The 22,729-nt window shown below is 71.9% G+C and carries 11 protein-coding genes; 5 read left to right on the top strand and 6 right to left on the bottom strand.

Annotation, left to right across the window (positions count from 1 at the left end; all coding sequences use genetic code 11):
- The first annotated feature begins 71 nt into the window (after window positions 1-71).
- From NR111_RS11470 to NR111_RS11450, 5 genes are all read left to right on the top strand, one after another.
- The gene (locus tag NR111_RS11470; RefSeq protein ID WP_067714791.1) at window positions 72-833 is read left to right on the top strand and encodes a decaprenylphospho-beta-D-erythro-pentofuranosid-2-ulose 2-reductase; all 762 of its coding nucleotides are present in this window, start codon (window positions 72-74) and stop codon (window positions 831-833) included.
- Between the two features lie 2 nt (window positions 834-835).
- Window positions 836-2,830, top strand: a complete 1,995-nt coding sequence (locus NR111_RS11465; protein ID WP_096906236.1) for a galactan 5-O-arabinofuranosyltransferase — start codon at window positions 836-838, stop codon at window positions 2,828-2,830.
- A 67-nt stretch (window positions 2,831-2,897) separates the two neighbouring features.
- Window positions 2,898-6,275: an arabinosyltransferase domain-containing protein gene (locus tag NR111_RS11460; RefSeq protein ID WP_256820819.1), complete on the top strand. Its 3,378-nt coding sequence runs from the start codon at window positions 2,898-2,900 to the stop codon at window positions 6,273-6,275.
- A 22-nt stretch (window positions 6,276-6,297) separates the two neighbouring features.
- On the top strand, window positions 6,298-9,663 hold the full coding sequence (locus tag NR111_RS11455) for an arabinosyltransferase domain-containing protein (RefSeq protein WP_240341218.1): 3,366 nt from the start codon (window positions 6,298-6,300) through the stop codon (window positions 9,661-9,663).
- A gap of 64 nt (window positions 9,664-9,727) precedes the next feature.
- Window positions 9,728-10,255 carry a hypothetical protein gene (locus NR111_RS11450; protein WP_132062190.1) on the top strand — a complete coding sequence of 176 codons (528 nt, stop codon included), beginning with the start codon at window positions 9,728-9,730 and terminating at the stop codon, window positions 10,253-10,255.
- A gap of 27 nt (window positions 10,256-10,282) precedes the next feature.
- On the opposite strand, the gene NR111_RS11445 is transcribed toward NR111_RS11450, so the two are convergent.
- The 6 genes from NR111_RS11445 to NR111_RS11420 form a co-directional block, all read right to left on the bottom strand.
- Window positions 10,283-11,836 (bottom strand): acyl-CoA carboxylase subunit beta, encoded by a 1,554-nt coding sequence (locus NR111_RS11445; protein ID WP_069389356.1) that lies wholly within the window; start codon window positions 11,834-11,836, stop codon window positions 10,283-10,285.
- On the bottom strand, window positions 11,833-16,917 hold the full coding sequence (pks13, locus tag NR111_RS11440) for a polyketide synthase Pks13 (RefSeq protein WP_256820818.1): 5,085 nt from the start codon (window positions 16,915-16,917) through the stop codon (window positions 11,833-11,835). Before pks13 ends, NR111_RS11445 begins: the two co-directional genes overlap by 4 nt.
- 91 nt (window positions 16,918-17,008) lie before the next feature.
- Window positions 17,009-18,955 carry a long-chain-fatty-acid--AMP ligase FadD32 gene (fadD32, locus tag NR111_RS11435; RefSeq protein WP_096906239.1) on the bottom strand — a complete coding sequence of 649 codons (1,947 nt, stop codon included), beginning with the start codon at window positions 18,953-18,955 and terminating at the stop codon, window positions 17,009-17,011.
- Window positions 18,956-19,129: 174 nt separating this feature from the next.
- On the bottom strand, window positions 19,130-20,095 hold the full coding sequence (locus NR111_RS11430) for a cutinase family protein (protein ID WP_082923820.1): 966 nt from the start codon (window positions 20,093-20,095) through the stop codon (window positions 19,130-19,132).
- Between the two features lie 177 nt (window positions 20,096-20,272).
- Window positions 20,273-20,767: a DUF732 domain-containing protein gene (locus NR111_RS11425; protein ID WP_067714813.1), complete on the bottom strand. Its 495-nt coding sequence runs from the start codon at window positions 20,765-20,767 to the stop codon at window positions 20,273-20,275.
- Complete coding sequence (locus tag NR111_RS11420; protein ID WP_096906240.1) at window positions 20,764-22,722, bottom strand: alpha/beta hydrolase-fold protein; 1,959 nt, start codon at window positions 22,720-22,722, stop codon at window positions 20,764-20,766. The genes NR111_RS11425 and NR111_RS11420 overlap by 4 nt, the downstream gene beginning before the upstream one ends.
- Window positions 22,723-22,729 lie beyond the last annotated feature (7 nt).

Genomic DNA, 22,729 nt, shown 5'->3' with positions numbered 1-22,729 from the left:
CGCCCGTCCCGATCCACCCGCCACCCGTGAGGGGCGCAGCAGCGTCGGACCCCCTCGGTAGACTCCTGCCCATGATCAATGCCGTCGGCGTCCCCCAGACCCTGCTCCTCCTCGGTGGTACCTCCGAGATCGGCCTGGCCATCTGCGCCGAGTACCTCCAGCAGGGCCCGATGCGCGTGATCCTCGCCTGCCTGCCCGGAGACCCGGGGGTCGACGACGCGCGCGCGGAGATGACCGCCGCCGGTGCGAGCGCGGTGGAGGTGGTCGACTTCGACGCCGCCGCGACCGAGTCCCACCCGGCCGCGTTCGAGCAGATCTTCGCCGGCGGGGACGTGGACGTGGCGATCGTCGCGTTCGGCCTGCTGGGTGAGAACGAGGAACTCTGGTCCGACCAGCGCAAGGCCGTCCAGATCGCCCAGATCAACTACACCGGCGCGGTCTCGGTGGGCGTGTTGCTCGCCGAACGGATGAAGTCGCAGGGTTACGGCCGGATCATCGCCATGAGTTCGGCCGCGGGTCTCCGTGCCCGCCGCTCCAACTTCGTCTACGGCTCCACCAAGGCGGGGCTGGACTCCTTCTACACCGGCCTCGGGTACGCGCTGGCCGAGCACGGGGTGGACGTCCTGGTCATCCGGCCCGGCCAGGTCCGCACGCGCATGTCGGCGCACGTCAAGGAGGCGCCGCTGACCATCAACAAGGACGAGGTCGCCCGCATCGCGGTGAAGAACGCCGGAGCCGGTAAGGGCGCGGTCTTCGCACCTGCCGCGTTCGGCGGGGTCATGGCCGTGCTCACGCACGTCCCCCGCCCCATCTTCCGCAAGCTCCCCTTCTAGGGATGCCGGTGGCGCTCCGGGGGCTCGGCCTGGCCGGCGCGGCGACGCTGCTGGCCGCCGTCGTCACCGCGGTCGTCCTCGCCGGGTTCTCCCTCGTCTCCTTCCCCGCCTACGGCAACTCCAACGTCCTGCGGGCGCTGACGGTCGTCGGTCAGGTCGCCGCCATCGCGCTGGTGGTGCTGGGGATACTGTCCGTACGCGCCGGCGAGCAGCCGGGCGGTCGGTCCGCGCTGGTCCGTCTGGGTAAGCTCGCGGCCCCCACCGGCTCCGCGTTGCTGGTCGCCGCCACACTGGGGATCCCGCTCGCCGCATCGCGGTTGTACCTGCACGGCGTGAGCGTGGACCAGGAGTTCCGCACCCAGTTCCTCGGTCGCTCGGCGACCTCGCTCGGACTGCCCGACATGGCGTACGCCGACCTGCCCTCGTTCTATCCGTCCGGCTGGTTCTGGCTGGGCGGGCGGTTCGCCAACCTCGCCGGCCTCGAGGGCTGGGCGGCGTACAAGCCGTGGTCCATCCTCTCGCTCGCGATCGCCGCCGCGCTGGTCACCGTGCTGTGGACCCGCCTGTTGCGCACCGACCTCGGGGCGGCGGTGGGACTGGCGTCGACCTCGATCATGCTCGCCTACGGCAGCCCCGAGCCCTACGGCGCGATCGTGGCGCTGTTCCTCCCGCCTGTGCTCATCCTCGCGTGGCACGCCGTCAACCCCACGGCGCGGCACGCCGGTCGCGGTGCGGCCCTGACCACCACCCTGTTCCTGGGCGTCTCGGCCAGCATGTACACGCTCTACACGGGTCTGGCGGCGGGCACCGTCGTACTCATGGCGCTGGTCGCGACCGTCACCGCCGTGTTCGCCGGCCGCCGCGCCGACCGTGCGGAGGACCGTGGGACCGACCGCGCCGACGGGGCACATCCCGCCCGTGAACCCCTCCCGCTCTGGCTGCCCGCGGTCCGGCTCGCGGCGATCGGGTTCGGCTCCATCGCGATCGCGCTCATCGTGTGGGCGCCCTATCTGCTCGCCGCCCTGCGCGGAACCCCGGCCGACTCCGGGACGGCGATGCACTACCTGCCCGACGCCGGCGCCCGCCTGCCGCTGCCCATGACCGCCGGCGGCCTCACGGGCTGGGTGTGTCTGGCCGGTCTGGTCTGGATCGTCGCCCGAGCGTGGACCTCGCGCCGCGCTCAGGCGCTGGGCCTGGGCGTGGTGGCCGTCTACCTGTGGTGCCTGGCCTCGATGGCGATCACCGTCCTGGGCACCACCATGCTCGGTTTCCGCCTCGAACCGGTGCTCATCGGTCTGCTCGTGGTGGCGGGCGTCTTCGCGATCACCGATGTCGCCGGCCTCGCCGTGCGCCTCGCCGGGCGCCAGAACGGCACCGACCGGCCCGCTGCGGAGGCGGCCGACCGGCGTCGCCGGGCCACCGCGGTGGTGGGGGTCCTGGCCTCACTGGCCGCACTCGCCCACGCTCAGGGCATCCCCGATCACCTGCACGAGGAGATCCGGCTGGCCTACACCGACACCGACGGTCACGGAGAGCGGGCGGACCGCTACCCGCCCGGGCCCGAGTCCCACTACGCCGAGGTCGACGAGACCATCCGGGAGGCGTTCCCCGGCCGGAGGCGGACCGACCTCGTCGTCGTCAGCACCGCCGATGCCTTCCTCGCCTACCACCCGTACCTGGCCTACCAGGCCGTAACCTCCCACTACGCCAACCCCCTGGGGCGGTACGCCGACCGCAACGAGGCCATGCTCCGGTGGGAGGACGCCACCAGCGGCGCCGAGCTGCACGCCATGATGGACCAGACCCCGTGGCGCGGCCCCGACGCGATCGTCACCCGCCGGTCGGGCGACGGATACGCACTGCGCCTGGCCGAGGACACCTACCCCAACGACCCCAACGTGCGACGGTTCGGCGTCACCATCCCCGCCGAGGCCGTCGAGGGCCCCCACTTCGAGGTCCACGACGTGGGCCCGTTCGCCGTGATCGTGGTGCGGTGATCACGTGGTGACGACGCGGGGAGCGGGTGACGGCCGCGGGTCCGGTGACGACCCGGGAGCAGGGACCGTGCCAGGGGGTGACGACGACGAGGTGCGCGACACCGACCGTGAGCGTCCCCTCGGACTGCACCCCTACCCCGGAATGGACCGCCACCGCCGGTGGGCGATCATCACCGGGTTCCTCGGTGCGTTCCTCGCCGTCCTCGCCGGGATACTGCCCGTCGACCAGGACACCACCCGTGTGCAGTGGACGGCCGGGCCCGACTACGCCCCGGTCACCGCGCCCCTGGTCTCCGGGCGGCCGCTCGACCTGACGATCACCGCCCCCTGCGCGCCGCTGGCACAGGTGCCGGAGAACACGATCGTGTTCTCCACCCTCCCGCAGGACGCCCCCGGGCGGATCTCCGACGGGCTGGTCGTCCAACGCGTCCGGGACGCCGCGGGCGATCCCGTCATCGAGGTCGCGGTCCGCAACATCACGCTGCTGTCCGTGCCGTTGTCGACCCTGCGCGACCCCGCGTGCGAGACGCTGCACGTGCGCGCCGAGACCGGGATCCTCACCGCCGAGTTCACCGGCCTCGAACGGGACCCCGACGACGCCGACGACGCCGTGCGCGCCGCCGTGCCCGGAAGCATGCGGCCGCAGGTCACCGGCGTCTTCACCGACCTCACGGCCGCAACCGCACCCGACGGGCTCGGTGAGTCGACGGTGGAGGTGACCGTCGACTCCCGCTACTCGTCCAGCCCCACGCTGCTCAAGCTGGTGCTGATGGTGATCGGCGTCCTTGCCACCCTCGCGTCCGTGGTGTTCCTGCACCGCCTCGACGGCATCGACGGCCGCTCGGGTCGACGGTTCGTGCCCCGGTCCTGGTCGCGACTGTCCGGGGTCGACGGCGTGGTGATCGGCGTCCTGGGTTTCTGGCACCTCGTGGGCGCCAACACCTCCGACGACGGCTACCTGCTGACCATGGCCCGCTCCGCCGGGCCCAGCGGATACATGGCCAACTACTACCGCTGGCTCGGCTCCCCCGAGTCCCCGGTGGGGTGGTACTACGAGATCCTGCGGGTGTTCGCCGAGGTGTCCACGGCCAGTCCGTGGATGCGCCTGCCAACCCTGGTGTGCGGAATCCTGTCGTGGCTCATCATCAGCCGGGAGGTCGTCCCCCGGTTGGGCAGACTCGCCCGCACCTGGCGCGGACCGCGCTGGACGGGGGCCGCCCTGTTCCTCGCGTTCTGGATGGCGTTCAACAACGGGCTGCGGCCCGAGCCCGTGATCGCGCTGGGCGCCCTGCTCACCTGGTCGCTGGTGGAGCGGTCCATCGCCACCCGCCGCCTCGTGCCGGGCGTCGCGGCGATCGGTGTGGCCGCGTTCTCCCTCGGTGCCGGCCCGACCGGGCTGATGTGCGTGGCGGCGCTGGCCGCCGGCGCACGCGAGTTCGTCCGCATGGTGCGCCGCCGCGCGCAGGTGGTCGGATGGGCGGCGATCCTCGGACCCGTGCTGGCGGTGGGCCTCGCACTGCTCTACACCGTGTTCGCCGACCAGACCCTGGCCGCGGTCCTCGAGGCCACCCGCATCCGCACCGAGCTCGGTCCGAGTCTGCCCTGGTACGGGGAGAAGGAACGCTGGGAGGCACTGTTCGGGGTCTCCGCCGACGGCGGGGTCGCCCGGCGCTTCCCCGTCCTGCTCATGCTCATGTGCCTCGTGCTCGTCTCGGCCGTGATGCTGCGGCGTGGGCGGATCCCCGGCGCCGCCGCGGGGCCGTCCCGCCGGCTGATCGGCGTGATCGCGGGATCGTTGCTGTTCCTCGTGTTCACGCCCACCAAATGGACCCACCACTTCGGGGTGTTCGCCGGACTGGCCGGAGCCCTGGCGGTGCTGGCCGTGATCGCGCTGCGCTCCTCGACGGTGTCGCTGAGCCGGAACCGCTGGCTGGTGTGGGCGGCGCTGTGCCTCGTCGTCGGACTCTCCACCGCCACCGACAACACCTGGTGGTACGTCTCCGACTACGGCATCCCCTTCTCGGACTCCTTCCCCGCCATCGGCGGGGTGCAGATCCAGTACGTCGCGTTCGTCGGCGGCTTCGTGTGCCTGCTCATCGCCGGGCTCATCCACTCCGGGATCCTGCCCGACGACCCCGGCGCCGCCCTCCGCGTCCGCATCAGACAGGCGGTGCCCTTCCTGCGCACGCACGCCGACACCCCCGCGTCGCGACGGCGGGACGGCGGCTCCGGGGACACGGCCCGCCCGCGCCGGCGCGCCGGGATCGGCGGCGCCCCGCTGACGGTCGTCGCGTTCTCCGTGGTGATCTTCGAACTGTCCTCCGCGGTCATCGCCGTGTTCGCCCAGACCCCGGCCTACACGGTCGGGCGCGGCAACATGCGCGCCCTGGCCGGCGAACCCTGCGCACTGGCCGACTCGGTGCTGGTCGAGGAGGACTCCAACGACGGCCTGCTCGGCGCCATCGGGGCCGGGCCGGAGATCTCCCTCGGGGCCGGCGTGGTCAACGGCTTCGCCCCCAACGGTCTGCCGGACTCCATCACCGTCGACAGCACCGAGGCCTCCGGCTCCCTGGCGACGTCCGAGACCGGTGAGCGCGACCCCGGCGACGGCGTGGACGCCGGCACCACCGGTGGCCGCGGCGCCGTGACCGTCAACGGCTCCACCGTGGCCCTGCCCTTCGGCCTCGACCCGGACACCACTCCCGTCCTCGGCTCGTACCGGCGCGGGCCGCAGGTCGCCGCCGAACTCACCAGCGCCTGGTACCAACTGCCCGCCCGCAGCCCCAACCGGCCGCTACTCGTCATGGCCGCCGCCGGCCGGATCGGGAGCGGCGACCTGCGGATCGAGTACGGACGCCCCGGCCGGGTCGGCCCCGCCGGACCCACCGATTTCGAGGTCATGGGGTCCATGTCCCCCATCGACATCGGGCCGGCCCCCGCCTGGCGCAACCTGCGCATCCCGCTCGAGTCGATCCCCGCCGAGGCCGAGGTCGTCCGCGTGGTCGCCGCCGACGGCAACCTCGATCCCGACCAGTGGCTCGCTGTGACCCCACCACGGAACCCGCGCCTGCGCACCCTCGACGAGGTCGTCGGCCACACCGACCCGGTGCTCGTCGACTGGGTGGTGGCACTGGCGTTCCCGTGCCAGCGGCCGTTCGTGCACAACGGTGGCGTGGCGGAGATCCCCCGATACCGCATCCTCGCCGACCGGGAATCCTCCTCCGCCGCGAACTGGTGGCAGAGCGCCGGCGGCGGCGGACCCCTGCTGTGGACCACCCAGACGGTCGAGGCGATCACGGTCCCCACCTACCTCGACCACGACTGGTCGAGGGACTGGGGTTCGCTCCAGCGGTTCGAACCTCTGGACCCGCAGGCGAGTCCGGCCGAACTGGTCCGCGGCAGCGAGTTGCGGTGGGGCTGGACCACGCCGGGTCCGATGAAGTGATCGTCGCCTAGAATCGGTCGTCGTGTCAGACTCCTCGCCGGCCCCGTCCCCGGAAACCGCCCCGGCCACCGGCCCGGTGGCCGGCTCGGTCGCCGCCGACTCCCGCGTCAAGCGACTCCGTCTCATCTCGATAGTCAGCGGGCTCCTGGGGACCCTGTGCTTCCTCTCCCTGCCGTTCCTGCCGGTCGAGCAGACGACCTCGACCGTGCAGTGGCCGCAGAACGGGTCCGTCGACTCGGTCACCGCCCCGCTCATGGCGCACTCGCCGCAGCGGTTCACCGCCTCCGCACCGTGCACCCTGGTCGCGGATCTCCCGGAGGACGGGGGCATCCTGCTGGCCACCGCGCCCGCCGGCGGCGAGGAGGCCGGCGACCGCGCACTGTTCGTGCGCGCCTCCGCCGAGACGGTCGACGTGATCTCGCGCAACCGGGTGATCGTCTCCGCACCGCGAGACCGCGTGGAGGCCGGCGACTGCACACGGCTCAGCGTCGTCGCGGCCCCCACTTACGTGGAGGCGGCGTTCGAGGGGATGGACGATCCCGCGGCCACCCGCAGGGTGGACGCCGAGGACCTGCGCCCGATGGTGGTGGGCGTCTACACCGACCTGCCCTCGGACACAGCCGTGCCCGACGGTCTCGGCGCCACCGTGGAGGTCGACTCCCGGTTCACTACCGACCCCACCGCCCTCAAGTGGGCCGCCATCGTGATCGGCCTGCTGGCCACCGCGGTCGCCCTGTGGGCCCTGCACGCACTCGACCAGACCGACGGCCGGCGCGCCCGCCGCTTCCTGCCTCGCGGCTGGTTCAAGATCCGGCCGCCCGACGTCGTCGTGATCGGCACACTCGGCATCTGGCACTTCATCGGCGGCAACACCTCCGACGACGGCTACATCCTCACGATGGCCCGCGCCGCCGACCCGGCCGGGTACATGGCCAACTACTACCGCTGGTACGGGGTCCCCGAGTCGCCCTTCGGCTCCCCCTACTACGACCTGCTCACGCTGTTCGCACAGGTCTCCACCGCCAGCCCGTGGATGCGCCTGCCCGCGCTCGTCGCGGCCATCCTCTGCTGGCTGGTCATCAGCCGCGAGGTCCTGCCACGCCTCGGCCGGGCCGCCCGCACCACCCCGGTGGTGCTCTGGAGCGCCGCCGCCGTGTTCCTCGCGTTCTGGATGGCGTTCAACAACGGCCTGCGGCCCGAGCCCGTCATCGCGCTGGGGGCCCTGCTCACCTGGGTCTCCGTCGAACGGGCGATAGCCACGCGCCGGATGCTCCCGTTCGCGATCGCGGTGATCATCGCCTCGTTCTCACTGGCCACCGGCCCCACCGGCCTCATGGCCGTCGCCGCCCTCATCATGGGGCTGCGGGCGGTCGTCCGCACCGTGGTCGTGCGCGGCCGCCGGATCGGCTCGTACCTCGCCCTGATCGCCCCGGTGCTGGCCTCCGGCACCATGGTGCTCATCGTCGTCTTCGGCGTCCAGAACCTCGCCGCCGTCCTCGAGGCCATCCGCGTCCGCGGCGAGATCGGCCCCAACCTCAACTGGTTCGAGGAATTCGTCCGCTACTACTACCTGATGATCCCCACGGTGGACGGGTCCCTCGCCCGCCGCCTGCCGGTCCTGCTCGTGCTGCTGTGCCTGGCGCTGGTGATCGGCACCATGCTGCGCCGCGGCAAGGTGCCCGGCGCAGCCTCGGGACCGGTCTGGCGCCTGGTCGGCGTGGTCGTGGGCACCGCCTTCTTCATGATGTTCTCGCCCACCAAGTGGACCCACCACTTCGGTGTGTACGCCGGCATCGGCGGGGCGATCGCCGCGTTGGGCGCCCTCGCGATCTCCGCGTCCGCCGTCCGGACGGCCCGCAACCGCACGTTGTTCCTGGGCGTCATCCTCGTGGTGGTCGCGCTCGCCTTCGCGGGCCCCAACGGTTGGTGGTACGTCTCCAGTTACGGCATCCCGTGGTGGGACAAGGCACCCAGCGTCCGCGGCATCGACGCCGCCACTGTGCTGCTCGCCCTGGCCGTGCTCACGTTCGCCTACGCCGGCTGGCAGCACCTCCGTCGTGACTACATCGGTGAGCACGCGCCCCGCACCTCGGCGGGTCGTCGCCGGGTGCGGACCTTCGCCGCCGCCCCCATCGCGGTGGTCGCGGGACTGCTGGTGGTCTTCTCGTTCGCCTCGTTCGCCAAGGGGATCCACAAGCAGTACCCGGCCTACACCATCGCCGCCGGGAACGTGTCCGCGCTCGCCGGCAACCCCTGCATGCTCGCCGACCGCGTCCTGGTCGAGCCCGACGCGAACGCCGGCATGCTGGACCCGCTCGACGCCACCCCCCTGCCCGACGGGTCGATCGACCCGCGGGACCGGGCCGCCGCCATCGAAGCCGGGGAGAACACCGCGTTCACCCCGGACGGTGTCGCCCCGGACCTGTCGGCCGACGCGGTGGTGGCCGACCCCGGCGCCGCCAACACCACCTCCGAGCCCGGCGGCGGCCCGTCGGTCAGCACCGGGGAGAGCGCCGGCACGGCCGGCGGCCGCGGGGCGGAGGGCGTGAACGAGTCCACGGTGGCCCTGCCGTTCGGGCTCGACCCCGCCACGACCCCGGTGCTCGGGTCGTTCTTCGTGGGCCCGCAGCGGGAGGCGAGCCTGGAGACCGGCTGGTACCGCCTGCCCGAGAACCGCGAGTCCCACCCGCTCCTGGTGATCTCGGCGGCCGGCCGGATCGGCCGCTACGACGCCGACGGGCTCTACGAGTACGGCCAGGAGGTCGTGGTCGAGTTCGGCCGGTCCGGCGACGCCGGGGTCGACACGGTGGGCGAGCCGGTGGTGCCGTTCGACATCGGTCCCGCGCCGACGTGGCGCAACCTGCGGGTGGACATGCAGGACGCCCCCGCCGACGCCGATGTCATGCGGGTCCGGGTCGACGACAACGACCTCACCCCCGAACAGTGGACCGCCATCACCCCGCCGCGCGCACCCGAGCTCGTGACGGTCCAGGAGATGGTCGGGTCGGAGTCGCCCGTCCTGCTCGACTGGGCGGTGAGCCTGCAGTTCCCGTGCCAGCGGCCGTTCGAGCACTACGCGGGTGTGGCGGAGTTGCCGGAGTTCCGGATCCTGCCCGACCGTCCGCTCGCCGTGAGCGCCACCAGTACGTGGATGTCCTACGAGGCCGGTGGGCCGCTCGGGTGGATCGAGACCGCCCAGCGTGCCCGGACGATCCCGTCGTACCTGCGCCACGACTGGAACCGTGACTGGGGTTCGATCGAGGCGTACACGCCGCTGGGCACCTATCAGGAGGACCCGCCGGCGCCCGCGGAGGTGACCACCGGGAACGAGACCCGTTGGGGCTGGTGGCAGCCCGAGGGGCCGATCCTGGTGACCGACCCGGAGTAGGCCGCACCGCGGTACCGGGAGAATGTGGTGTGCCGACACGCCCACCGTGGGTACCGTGTCGGCTATGAGCATCTCAATGACCCGGTACGCCGCTTCGGCCGCGATGGTCCTCGCCCTGGGGGTGTCGACCGCATGCTCGTCCGACGACCCGGAACCGGATTCGACCAACCGCGGCGGAGGAGAGACGGACGGTCAGACCTCGGTCGAGAACGTCTTCATCGCACCCGCCTACGCGATCGACTGTTCGCTGCAGGTGGACGCACCCGCTCAGCTGAGCTTCACCGCGGTCAACGACAGCTCCACCGAGGCGGAGACTCTCTCGGAGATCACCAGCCCCGCCGCGGAGCGGGTCGAGATCGACGCCCCCGCGGGTGCCCTCGAGATCGCCCCCGAGTCGTCGATCGCCGCCGGTCAACCGGTGGAGAACGTCGAGGACGCCGACGCACCCGACCGGCCGTTCAGGTCCTTCATGTTCGGTCTCGACGACAGCGCCGAGCCGGGGAAGTCGATCCCGGTCACCTTCACCTTCGAGCGGGCGGGGGACATCACCCTCCAGGCGGCCGTCGACGCCTGTCCGAACCAGTCCGAGTAGCCGCCCAGTCGACCCCGCCCGCGGCGGTCACATGGGCGCGATGGGGTGCTTACGCGGCGGCTCGTTGCTGATCTTGTCCCGCAGCTGGTTCAGCGCACCGCGCAGCACCAGGCGGGTCTGCGACGGCTCGATCACGGCGTCGATGTACCCGCGCTCGGCGGCGGTGTACGGGGTCGCGATGAACTCGTTGTACATGTCGATGAGCTGCTTGCGGAGCTTGGGACCCTCCTCGGGGCCCGCCTCCTCGATCTGCCGACGCTGCAGCAGGTCGACCGCGCCCTCGGCACCCATCACCGCGATGCGCGCGGTGGGCCAGGCGAAGTTGAGGTCGCCACCCAGGTTCTTGGACCCCATCACGGCGTACGCGCCGCCGTAGGCCTTGCGGACGACGAACGTGACCTTGGGGACCGAGGCCGCCACCACGGCGAAACCCATCTTGGCCCCGCGGTGGATGATGCCGAGCTTCTCCTGCTGCACGCCCGGGAGGTAGCCGGGGGTGTCCACCACGTAGACCAGCGGGATCGAGTAGGCGTCGCACAGCATCATGTGCCGCGTGGCCTTCTCCGAGGCGTCGATGTCCAACGCGCCCGACAGGTGCAGGGGCTGGTTGGCGACGACGCCGACGGACTCACCGTCGACCCGGGCGAAACCCGTGATGATGTTGGACGCGAACTGCCCGGAGGTCTCCACGAACTCGCCGTCGTCGAACATCCGCAGGAGCACGTCGTGCATGTCGTACGCGGCGTTGTCCGAGTCCGGGATGATCGAGTCCAGCTGTCGGTCCGACTCCGTGGTCTCCGCCTCGAGACCCGGGTTGATCCGCGGCGCCTTCTCCGCGGCCGAGGACGGCAGGTAGCTCAGCAGGTTACGCACGTACATGAAGGCGTCTTGCTCGCTCACGGCGACGTGGTTGACGTTGCCGTTCTTGGCCTGCTGCAGGGCCGAGCCGAGCTCGTCCATGGTGACGTCCTCGCCGGTGACCTGCCGGATCACGTCGGGCCCGGTGACGAACATGTACGCCTGGTCCTGGACCGCGATCACGAAGTCGGTGGTCGCGGGGGCGTAGACGGCGCCGCCCGCGCACTTGCCCAGCATGATCGAGATCTGGGGCACGTACCCGGAGGCCGGATACTGCCGCCGGGAGATCTCGGAGTAGTAGGCCAGCGAGGTCACGGCGTCCTGGACTCGCGCGCCACCGGAATCGTTGATGCCGATGATGGGGCACCCGACCTTGATCGCGAAGTCCATGATGGCGCAGACCTTCTTGCCGAAGCCCTCGCCGACCGACCCGCCGAACACCGTGTTGTCGTGCGCGTACACGGCCACCGGGCGGCCGTCGATGGTGCCGCGGCCGGTGACCACGCCGTCACCGAACGGGTTGTCCGGGCTACCGGGCGCCTTGGCGAGCTGGCCCATCTCCACGAAACTGCCGGCGTCGAGCAGCAGTGCGATCCGCTCCCGCGGCGGGGTGTGCCCCGCGGCGTCGCGGCGGGCCTTCGCCCGCTCGCTGCCCGGGTCCTTGGCCTGCTCGGTCTTGACCCGCAGTTCCGCGAGCTTCTCCGCGGTGGTCTTCGCCGTCACGCGTCTGTCCCCTTCCGTACACCCGCGTCGAGCTCGGTGAGCCGACGCGCCAGATGCTTACCGACGGTACCGACCACCGGTTCGTCGACCATCGCGAGGTGGTCCCCGTCGAGCTGGACGACCTCCAGGTCGCCGACGATGCGGGCCCAGCCGCCGTCCGGGTCGATGTGTGCGTAGCGGGGCTCGAGCTCGATCGCCCCGTCGTGCATCCGCTCCGCGCGGTACAGCACGAACGGCACCTCGGCGCCGACACCGGCCCAGGTGGACAGGTCCGCGCTCTGCAGGATCCGGTTGTCGACGAAGCTGGCCCGCTGGTGTTCGATGACACCGCCGCCCATGGCGTTGGCCTCGGCACCCAGTGCCCCGAGCAGCATATCCAACACGCCGTCCTCACCGTGCTCGGCCAGGAAGTCCCGCGGGACCTCCACGTCCAACCCGTAGGTGCGCTTGGCGAACTCCGAGTACCGACGCCACCGGGCCTCGGCCTCGTCGAGGGTGTCGGGGATCGGCTCCGACGGCTGCACGGTGTCCAGCAGGACCACCAGCGCGACCTCGTCGCCAGCGGCCCGCAGTTGCCGGGCCACCTCCACGGCCAGCGCGCCGCCGAAGGACCAGCCCCCCACGGCGAGCGGACGGCCGGCCGCGATCTCGCGGATGCGGTCCAGGTAGCTCGCGGCCCGCTCCTCCAGCGGCCCCTCGACGCGCTCGACGCCGTACACCGGGGTGTCCACGCCGAGTCGGTCGACCAGCGGCTCGTAGACGAACGACGACCCGCCGGCGGCGTGGAAGAGGAACAGCGGGGTGGCCTCGGTCGACCCCTCGGCCAGCACGCGAATGTTGCCCTCCACCGCGACCTCGGTGAACGGCCGGAGCAGGTCCGCGACCTCGGCGATCGTCGTGGCACCGGCGACCTGCGCGGCGGTGATCTCGCCGCCCGAGCGGGCCGAGAGCCGCTCGGCGAGAGCGACCCGGGTCGGCTCGTCGACCGGGGGCAGCGTGCCCGTGACGCCGGGTGCCGCGGCGCCGGTGACCACGGCCCACGCACCGAACGCCATGCGCTCGGTGTCATCGCGCGGCGCGATGGCGACCGAGGCGTCATCGCCGCCGGAGCCCTCCTCGGACGCCGGCGCGTCACCGCGTAGCGCGGCCACGTCGACGGCGCCCTCACCGCGGGCCTGCTGGGCCGCCAGGTCGCCGACCCGGTCCGGGTTCTCGACGGCGAACCGCACCATGTCCGCGACATCGTCGAGCGACGCGTCGCGCATCGCCTGCAACTCGAGCGGCGGGATGGCGAACTCGTGCTCGACACGGTTCTTGATCCGCACCGCCATGAGCGAATCCAGGCCGAGATCGAGCAGCGGGAGCTCCCTCGGCAGGTCGTCGGGGCTGTATCCCATCGAGGAGCCGATGATCCGGGCCAGGCGGTCACCGATCGCTTCGCCGGAGTCGGGGTTCCAGCGGGTGTCGACCTCGTCGTCGTCGTCCTCGTCGTCGACCACCGGCGCGTCGGACTCACTCGACACGTAGTGCTGCTCGGGCGCGGAGTCCGGGGCGATGGGGGCGCCGCCGGTCACGGCGCACTCGGCGACCAACACGAACGCCGCGGTGGCGTCGCCGGCGCGGGCGTGGACCTGCACCGACGCGCCACCCGGGTGCGGGGTCATGGTGGTGGTCACGGAACCGGCGGCCGGCAGCATGCCGGGCCGGTTCACGGCGGTGAGGGTCACACCCTCGAGCACCGACGCCGCGGCGGCGGTCATCAGCGCGTCGACGCTGGGCACCACCTCGGCACGGACCTGCCACGCGTGGCGACCGTCGGGCAGCGCGACGTGCGAGCCCGGCATCCGGCCCTCGCCCGACCCGCCCCCGGCGGTGACCTTGGGCCACAGGGTGCGGCGCTTCCACGCAGTCCCCGGCACCGGCGCGTACCGGCCGGGGCCCGTGACGTAGCCGTGGATCATCTCCACGACGCTGGGCACGTCGATGGTGTGACCGTGCACGTACAGCTGCGCGACGGCGTGCAGGAGCGTGTCGGCCTCGGACTCCTTGCGCTTGAGCGCATGGAGCAGGTTGGGCTCCATGAGGCCGGCGTCGAAGCACGTCGCGGCCACCGACATCGCGGCCACCGGGTTGGGGGCCAGCTCGAGGAACGTCACGTACCCGGCGTCGACGGCCTTGCGTACGGCGTGGGTGAACCACACGGAGTGCCGCATGCCCTTGACCCAGTACTCCTCCGCGTGGACCGGCTCGTGACCGGCGCGGTAGAAGGTCTCGCGGTCGACGGAGGAGAACAGGCCGGAGGTGAGCTCGCGCGGCTCGAGACCCGCGATCTCCGCGGCCAGCTCACCGAGGAGCATGTCCACGTCCGAGGTGTGGCCGGCGCCGCGGACCTGCAGCTGGCGGGCGAACTTGCCCTGCTCCTCGACCCACGCGACGAAGTCGGCGACGGGCTTGGCACGGCCGCCGACCGTGGTGTGGGTGGGCGCGGCGTAGACGGCGGGCTCGATGGAGGCGAACTGCGGGTTGTCGGCGATGATCTGCGCGATCTCCTCGGCCGAGTACTCGACCAGCGCCATCGCGCCGGCCTCATCCTCCGAGACCTGCCCCTCGGCGTCGCCCATGAGACGCGAGCGCACGCAGATCACGCGGACGGCGTCCTCGAGGCCGAGGCCACCGGTCGCGTAGGCCGCGGCCACCTCACCCATCGAATGCCCGATCACGGCCTCGGGCTTGGCCCCGAGCGCGCGCAGGGTGTCGACCAGCGCCACCTGGATGGCGAAGATCCCGACCTGGGAGTTCTCCAGCTCGTACGTCTGTGAGTCATCGAGGATCAACTCCGCGATCCGGTAGCCGGCCTCGAAGTCGATGAGCTCGTCCACCGCGTCCAGGCACGAGGCGAACAGCGGGTTGGACAGGTAGAGCTCCTTGGCCATCTTCCGGTGCTGGGACCCGAAGCCGGAGAACACCCACACGTCGCCGGTGCCGGCGGGGGCGTCGGCGCTGAACACGCCGGGACCGGGGTCGCCGGCGGCCAGCGCGCGCAGGCCCGCCACGAGCTCATCGCGGGTGTGGCCCACGACGGCTCCGCGCGAGCGACCGTGGTTGCGGGTGGCGAGGGTGCGGGCGACGGCGCCCAGGTCGACCGAGTCGTCCTGCGCCTCGAGCCAGTCCGCGATCTGACCGGCCGTGGACTTGCGGCGCGACGGCAGGGAACCGGAGACGACGAGCACGGTCGCGGGGGCGCCGGGCACGGAGGTACCGGTGGTGGCCAGCTCGTCGGCGTTGCGCTCCACGGCCTCGGCCACGCAGCGTGCGATGTCGTCCGCGGCGGCCGGGGTCGCGGCGGCCGGGGTCGCGGCGGCCGGGGCCTCGGGGGCCGGGGCTTCGGCGGCAAGGGCGTCAGGGGTGGCGACCTCGCCGGCCCGGACGTCGGAGACGGAGTCCTCGTCGACCGTGGTCTCCTCCGACGCGCGCACCGGCGCCGGCTGGTACTCGGCCACCACGACGTGCGCGTTGGTGCCACCGAACCCGAACCCGGAGATGCCGGCCAGGGCGCGCCCGCTGTAGCGCGGCCACCCGGTGGTCTCCGTGACCACGCTCAGTCGCGCGGCGTCGAAGTCGATGTACGGGTTGGGGCCCGCGAAGTTGATCGTCGGCGGCAGGGCGTCGTTGGTCATCCCTAGGATGATCTTGGCGAGGCCGGCGGCCCCGGCGGCGGACTCCATGTGGCCGAAGTTGGTCTTGGCCGAGCCGAGCAGCGTGGGGCGGTCGGCCTCGCGGCCGCGGCCGAGCACCTGGCCCAGGGCGGTGGCCTCGATGGGGTCCCCGAGGATGGTGCCGGTGCCGTGCGCCTCGATGTAGTCGACCTCGCGCGGGTCGACGCCGGCGTCGGCGTAGGCCTGGCGCAGGACGGCGACCTGTGCGTCGGGGTTGGGTGCGGTCATACCGTTGGAGCGACCGTCCGAGTTCACGGCGGACCCCTTGATGACGGCGAGGATGTCGTTGCCGTCCCGTTCGGCCTCCGACAGGCGCTTCAGGATGAACACTCCCCCGCCCTCCGACCGGCAGATGCCGTTGGCATCGGACGAGAACGCCTTGATCCGCCCGTCGGGGCTGAGCGCGGCACCGGTCTTGGCGAAGCCCATGGTCGCGGCGGGCGCGAGCATCATGTTGACACCGCCGGCGACGACCAGGTCCGATTCGTGCAGTCGCAGCGAGTTGACGGCCTCGTGGATCGCCACCAGGGACGTCGAGCAGGCGGTGTCCAGCGTCATGGACGGGCCGCGGAAGTCGAACGTGTACGAGACCCGGTTCGAGATGATCGAGTTGGAGGCGCCGGTGACCGCGTACGGCGAGGCCGCAGCGGAGTCCGAGGTGAGGAACACCTGGTAGTCGCTGGAGGACGATCCCATGAAGACGCCGACCTCGTGGCCCTTGAGGTCGCTGGCGGGCAGGTGGGCGTTCTCCAGGGCCTCCCAGGTGAGCTCGAGTGCGAGCCGCTGCTGCGGGTCGACCATCTCGGCCTCGCGGGGGCTCATGCCGAAGAACTCGGCGTCGAAGTCCCGGACCTCGGCGTCGTCGAGCCAGCCGCCACGATCGGGCGCCTCGGACAGCACCTGCTGGACGTAGGCGTCGCCGGACCACTCGGACCAGCGGGTCGCCGGGCGGGGGGTGGTGGCGTCCCGACCGGAGGCGAGTAGCTCCCAGGTCGCCTCCGGGGTGTCGGCGCCGCCGGGGAAGCGGGTGGCGAACCCGATCACGGCCACGTCGAACTCCATGCCCGCGCCGCGGTCACGGAACGTGTGGAAATCGGTGGGCGCCTCGGATTCGACCGGTCCGTTGACGACGTACTCGGCCAGCGAGGCGATGGTGGGGTGCTGGTAGGCGACGGTCGCGTCGAGTGGTCGACCGATGAGGTCCTCGAGATCGGCGGACAGGGACACCGCGTCGCGGGACGACAGGCCGTATTCCTCCAGCGAGCGGTCGTCGGTGACCTTGGAGATGTCGAGCCCGGTGGCCCGGCAGACCCAGCCCCGCATCCATTCGCGGAGCTCTACTACCGTCATCTCGCTCTGTGCCATCGTCCTGGCTCGCCTTTCCTCGGGTGTCGTCCGGTGTGTCCCGTCGCGGCGGGGCACCCGTGGTGCTTGAACCGGCCCGGCCGGGCGGACGCTACTGCGCCGGCAGGTCCGGGAAGGCGGTCTGCTGGTGACCCCCGCGCAGGGTGCCGTCCACGTAGGCCGCCTTGCACGCGCGCCGCGCGATCTTGCCGCTGGACGTGCGGGGGATGGATCCGGCGGGGACCAGCAGCACGTCCTGGGCGGTGACGCCGTGACGTGCCGAGATCGCCGTGCGGACCGCGTCCGCGATGGGGCCCGGGTCGGCCTTGCCGGCGCCGGGTGCGCGCTCGCCGACCACGACGAGCGTCTCCGAGGAGTCATCGGCGGCGATCTCCGCGCCGTTACGCGCCTCCATCGGCAGCTGGTTGGCCGGCACCGAGAACGCGGCGACGAATCCGGGGCGCAGCGCATCGGAGGCGCCCTGCGCCGTGTTCTCGAGATCCTGCGGGTAGTGGTTGCGGCCGGCGACGATCACCAGGTCCTTGACGCGGCCGGTGATGTACAGCTGACCGTCCACATAGGCGCCGTAGTCGCCGGTGCGCAGCCATCGAGCGTCGGAGGGCACGGTCCCGAACTCCCGGACCGTGCGGGACCCCTCCTCGAGGCACTCGACGAGCCGGTTGCCGAAGGTGGCGTCCGACTCCTCGGGGCGCCCCCAGTAGGCGCGACCGACGTTGGTCCCGTACAGCCAGATCTCGCCGACGCGCCCTTCGGGCAGCTCCCGCCCGGTGCCGTCGTGCTCACCCGTGGCCTCGTCGATGTTCGCCTCGACGATGGTGGCCCACTGGCTCGGTGCGACGTACCCGCAGGCGACCTGCGGGATCGCGTCCTCGTTGCCTTCCACCTGCGCCGGGTCGAGGACGGTCATGACGCCCTTGTTGAGGTCCGACCGGTCCACGTGGATGACGATCGCCTCGTCGTCGCGGCGCGGCGAGGAGACGAACAGGGTCGCCTCGGCCATCCCGTAGGACGGTTTGATGACGGTCGGTGCGAGCCCGTAGGGCGCGAAGGCCTCGTTGAAGGCACGCATGGAGGCGGGGGTGACCGGCTCCGAACCGTTGATGATGCTGGTCACGCCCGACAGGTCGAGGGTCTCGCCGTCCCTCGGCAGCCCTCGGCGTGCGGCGTGCTCGAACGCGAAGTTGGGGGCGGCGGCGAACACCCCGTCGCCGTCCGACATCGCGCCCAGCTGCGAGACCCAGCGACCCGGGCGCTGCACGAACGCGCGGGGGCTCATCACCGTGATGGTGGCCCCGCCCATCGCGGGCAGGATCACCGTCAGCAGGCCCATGTCGTGGAACAGCGGCAGCCAAGTGACCCCGCGGGACGCGCGGGTCAGCCCGAGCCCGTCGAACAGCTGCATGACGTTGGTGACCACGTTGCGGTGGGTGATCTCCACACCGGCCGGTACGCGGGTCGAGCCGGAGGTGTACTGCAGGTAGGCGATGTCGTCGGCGCCGAGATCCGGTCTGGTCCACCCCGAGCCGAGCTCCGCGGGGATGGCGTCGACGGCGACGGTGCGCGGACGCTCTCGCGCAGGCAGGGAGCGGAACAACGTCCGGACCCCGGCCGCGGAGTCGGTCGAGGTGAGGATGACCGCGGGCGTGCAGTCCGCCAGGACCGCGTGGAGGCGGTCGTGGTGACCGGGCTCATCGGGGTCGAACAGGGGCACCGCGATGAGCCCGGCGTGGATGGCCGCGAAGAACGACACGATGTAGTCGAGGCCCTGCGGCGCGAGGATCGCGACCCGGTCCCCCGGCTTCGCGACCTGCTGGAGGCGGGCGGCGATGGCGTAGAGCCGGTCACCGAACTGCGACCATGAGAGTTCGTGCACCTCGCCGTCACGGGAGGACGAGTAGTCGATGTAGCGGTAGATCAGCCCGTCCTCGGCAGGATCCTCGCGGGCGGCGGAGACATTGGCTTCGACGAAGTCGACAAGGGTGGTGCGATCAGGGATGACGATCGCCCCACCGGCGTCGTGGTACTGCTCGAACTCCACGTTGCTCCGTTCCGATCCGTCTTACGTTGGTCGACGTCGTCGACCACGGAAATGCCGGGTGCACTGACGACAAGCTTGGTCGATCCTACAGCGTGCCCCAGAGCGCATCCGAACTCCGAATCATCCGGCTCGTCAGGCGTGTCGCAGGCCGAGCCCTCGGGAGGCGTGGACGGGTCACCCGTGGGCGATCTCCGGGGCGGCGTCGACGAGCTCACGCACGTGCCCGATCGTCCACTCCGGGACCGTCGTCCCCTCGATCACGTCCGGGTTGGTCGCGTACATGGCGTGGATCGCGTTGTTGGCGACGAACTCCTGGAACCGGGCGGCGCCGTCCACGACGTTGAGCGGGGCGTTGCAGATCAGGTCTCGGGAGTCGCAGATCTGGGCGGTCCTGTCGCCGAGTTCGCCGAAGCCACCCGGGCGGGGCCCGGTCATGGTGGCGCCGGCGATGAGCTGGGTGAGCCCGGTGGCCGGCTGTAGGGAAATCTCCATCCCCTGCCCGTTTCCGGGCGACAACCCCGGCGACTGACCCTGGCCCGGCACGCGGCGGCCGTCGGCGATGAGGACCGATCCCCGGACCAGGTCGGCGGGCACCGGCCCGTTGCCGGTACCGATCTCGCTGGTGAGGTCACCCGCGATCACCGCACCCTGGGAGAAGCCCAGGAGCACGAACGACGTGTACGGGCACCGCTCGTGCGTGGCGGCGAGCTCGGCGCGGGCCCTCTCGGTGCCCTCCGCCCGGCTCTGGTCGTAGGGGATCTCGTTGGGCGCCTGCGGGTTCCTGAACTGGGCCACGTAGGGGACGGTGAACACCTCGAGCCGGTCGTCCGGGTACTGCTCGCTCAGCGGGTCGGTAATCGTCCTCAGCAGGGCGTTGGGCAGGAAACCCGGGTTGTACGGGTCGTCGGTGGGGCTGCTCTCCCAGGTCCCCGGCACGGCGACCATCTCCACGTCCGGACAGTCCGCGGGCTGGGTCAGCTCCGGCTCCCCCGGGCCGGGCAGGGGCCCGTCGGGACCCGTGGGCAGCCCACGATTCCCGATCCACCATCCGATGCCCAGCACCAGCAGGACCACCAGCACGAGTGCCCCCAACGAGCACCCGAGACGACGGCCTCTCCCACGACGCATTCCGCGAGCCACGATACGAACTCCTTCCCGGCCTCCCCGCTCGACTGGGGCGGGTGGCCGACGACCGGTCAACGCCCCGGTGGCGCTGCGGGTTCCGGGAGCACCGGGAGGGTGTCCCGTCTCACCCCGGGGCGACGCGGGCCGGGTCCTGCCGGACCGGGCGCCGCGGCGCTGTGTGCATTCGTCGGACTACGGACAGAGCTGGCCCGCCGAGGCGTCCACCACGACGCGGGAGAGCTCGTCGACCTCGCGATCCGAGTACCCGCCCGCCGAGATCTGACCGGCGACCGCGTCGGCGATCGTCGTCGTCTCGTCGGCGGCGCCCCCGGTCGTCCGGATGCGGCAGATGGTGTTGCCGGCGGCGACGAGCGAGTCGGAGAGGTCCGCGGTGTCGATGCCCTCGCTCTCCAGCGCCGCGAGATACCCGCGCTCCCGCGCGCCGACGGCCGGGGCGGTGTACCCGGAGGCGTCCGGATCGACGGGTGCGGGCGCCTCCGTATAGCGGCCGGAATCCTCCGTCGCGGGAACGCGCGACACCCCGGGTGATCCGCTGCCGCCCGGGGGCGGGGCCAGCGTCTCGGAGTCGGGCACGCCGGAGACCGTCGAGTCCCCTCCGCCGCAGGCGGTGAGCATCCCACCGCCGACGAGCAGCGCGGCGGTCAGCGTCGCCAACCGGGTTCTCACGACGAGATCTCCGCCCGGCCACCGCTCACGGTGATGCGGCCGCCCTCGAACTCCATCTCCTGACCGTCCCTCGTGGTGCGCAGCGGGCCGGTCGGGTAGCCGAGCCGCCCGCGTTCGTAGTCGACCGTGCCCCAGGCGTCGAACACCGGCCCACGGGGGACCACGTGGGCCCCGGTGCGCGGGGACCAGTAGATGTACCCGCCCTGGAACCGGCTGAACGCGCCGTCCCGGGTGCTCAGGGCGATCTCGTCGGTGGTCGGGTAACCCAGCTCGGAGTTCTCGGCGCCGGCCTCGCGATAGGTCTCGAGGATCTTGCCCTCGACGACCTTCGGGCCCGTCTCCTCGGACCAGTAGACGGTCCCGCCCTGGAAGCCCTGGACGACACCCGGCTTGTTGGGGTTGGTGATCTCGTCTGTGGTCGGGTAGCCGAGCTCGCCGCGCTCGGTGCCGCGCTCCTGCCACATCGCCCGGATGCCACCGCGGACGGCGTGCGACCCGGTGGTGGGCGACCAGTAGATGACGCCGTTCTGGAAGGTGGAGAACCGGCCGCGGCCGTCCGGGGTGGTGGTCTCGCCCGAGGTCGGCAGCCCGAGCACCCCGTCGGGGCCGCCCTCGGCCTGGTAGGCCGCGCCGATCGCGCCGAGGACCGAGTGGGCCCCGGTCCCCTGCGACCAGAAGGCGCGGCCGAAGCGGAAGTCGGTGGCCTTGCCGCCGCGGACGTCGTACTCGCCGGTCAGACACGGCCCCAGGCCGGGCTGCCGCTCGGCGAGGCGTGCGATGTCGCCACTCGCCGCGCACGGCTTCTCGACGTTCTCGATCCCCACCGCCGTCGCGAACTGCGGCCATGCCTGGGTCATCTCGAACTGCCAGTACGGCCAAGTGTGCGTGCCGGACGGGCGGAAATTGGCGGTGACCTCGACCCCGGCGGCGCGGGCCCGGTTGACGAAGGTCTGCGTGGTCATCCGCGAGAGCAGCTCGAGGCCGTAGCCGGGGAAGTTGGTCGGGATGTCCGGCAGGCCGGACGGCTGGTCCCAGGGCCCGGTGTTGCCGCTGCCGGCGGAGACGTAGACGCTCTGCCCGCGCATCTTCTCGGTGTGGAGCTTCGGGTCCTGTTCCTGCCAGCGCCGGGACCCGAGCGGGCCCCACATGCTCTCGGCCGGGTAGCCGCCGGCGTCCTGCATGGCCACCTTGACCGCCTCGGGCATCCCGAAGCTGGTGGTGTCGAGGAAGCCCGAGTAGCTGGCGGCGAAGTCGAAGTGATCCGGGTAACGCTGGGCCAGCATCATCGCGGCCGTTCCGCCCATGGACAGTCCGGCGACGCCGTGCTTGTCCCCCACCCGCCAGTCGCGGGCCAGTAGCGGCGGCAGTTCCTGCATGAGGAACGTCTCCCACTGGTACGCCGAGCCCTTGGCGTCGGAGACCCAGTCCGTGTAGAAGCTCGACTCTCCACCGATCGGCAGGACGATGACGGCGTTCTTGGCGTCGAAGAACTGCGAGATCTTGGTCTCGAGCGTCCAGCCGCTGGCGTCGTCGCGGGCCCGCAGCCCGTCGAGCAGGAGCAGGGACGGGTAGGTGCGCTCGGGGTCGGCGTTCCACTGGGCCGGGAGCATGAGCTGCACCTGGATCGCCTGCTCCATGGCTGGTGACCGGACCCAGAGTGCCACCCGGTTGGCGGACTTCCACTCGACCTTGTCGAGCCGGACACCGGACGGCGGCGTCGACGGCACGCGCAGGGTCGGCGCCTCGGGCGCAGTGGCGGGACTCTCCGCGGGGGTCGACCGCGCCGGGCTCTCCGCCGGGCTCGTCTGCCCCGGGGTCGGCCGGGACGGCGTCTCCTGTGCCGCCGCGACGGGCGGGAGGACGAGACCGGAACCCACCACGGACGCCACGAGGGGAGCCGCGAGGAGGGACGCCCACCGGTGCCGGGGGCTCGCGTCTGAGCTGGGGGTCGCCATGTGTTGT

It is taken from the genome of Dietzia sp. Die43, assembly GCF_024519835.1.
In the GTDB taxonomy this organism is placed as follows: domain Bacteria; phylum Actinomycetota; class Actinomycetes; order Mycobacteriales; family Mycobacteriaceae; genus Dietzia; species Dietzia kunjamensis.
This window is presented reverse-complemented; position numbering and strand designations above follow the sequence as displayed.

Excerpts from the sequence above, each read along its gene's own strand:
- NR111_RS11470 (WP_067714791.1), top strand. The coding sequence starts at position 72 with ATGATCAATGCCGTCGGCGTCCCCCAGACCCTGCTCCTCCTCGGTGGT.
- NR111_RS11465 (WP_096906236.1), top strand. The coding sequence starts at position 836 with ATGCCGGTGGCGCTCCGGGGGCTCGGCCTGGCCGGCGCGGCGACGCTG.
- NR111_RS11450 (WP_132062190.1), top strand. The coding sequence starts at position 9,728 with ATGAGCATCTCAATGACCCGGTACGCCGCTTCGGCCGCGATGGTCCTC.
- pks13 (WP_256820818.1), bottom strand. The coding sequence starts at position 16,917 with ATGGCACAGAGCGAGATGACGGTAGTAGAGCTCCGCGAATGGATGCGG.
- NR111_RS11420 (WP_096906240.1), bottom strand. The coding sequence starts at position 22,722 with ATGGCGACCCCCAGCTCAGACGCGAGCCCCCGGCACCGGTGGGCGTCC.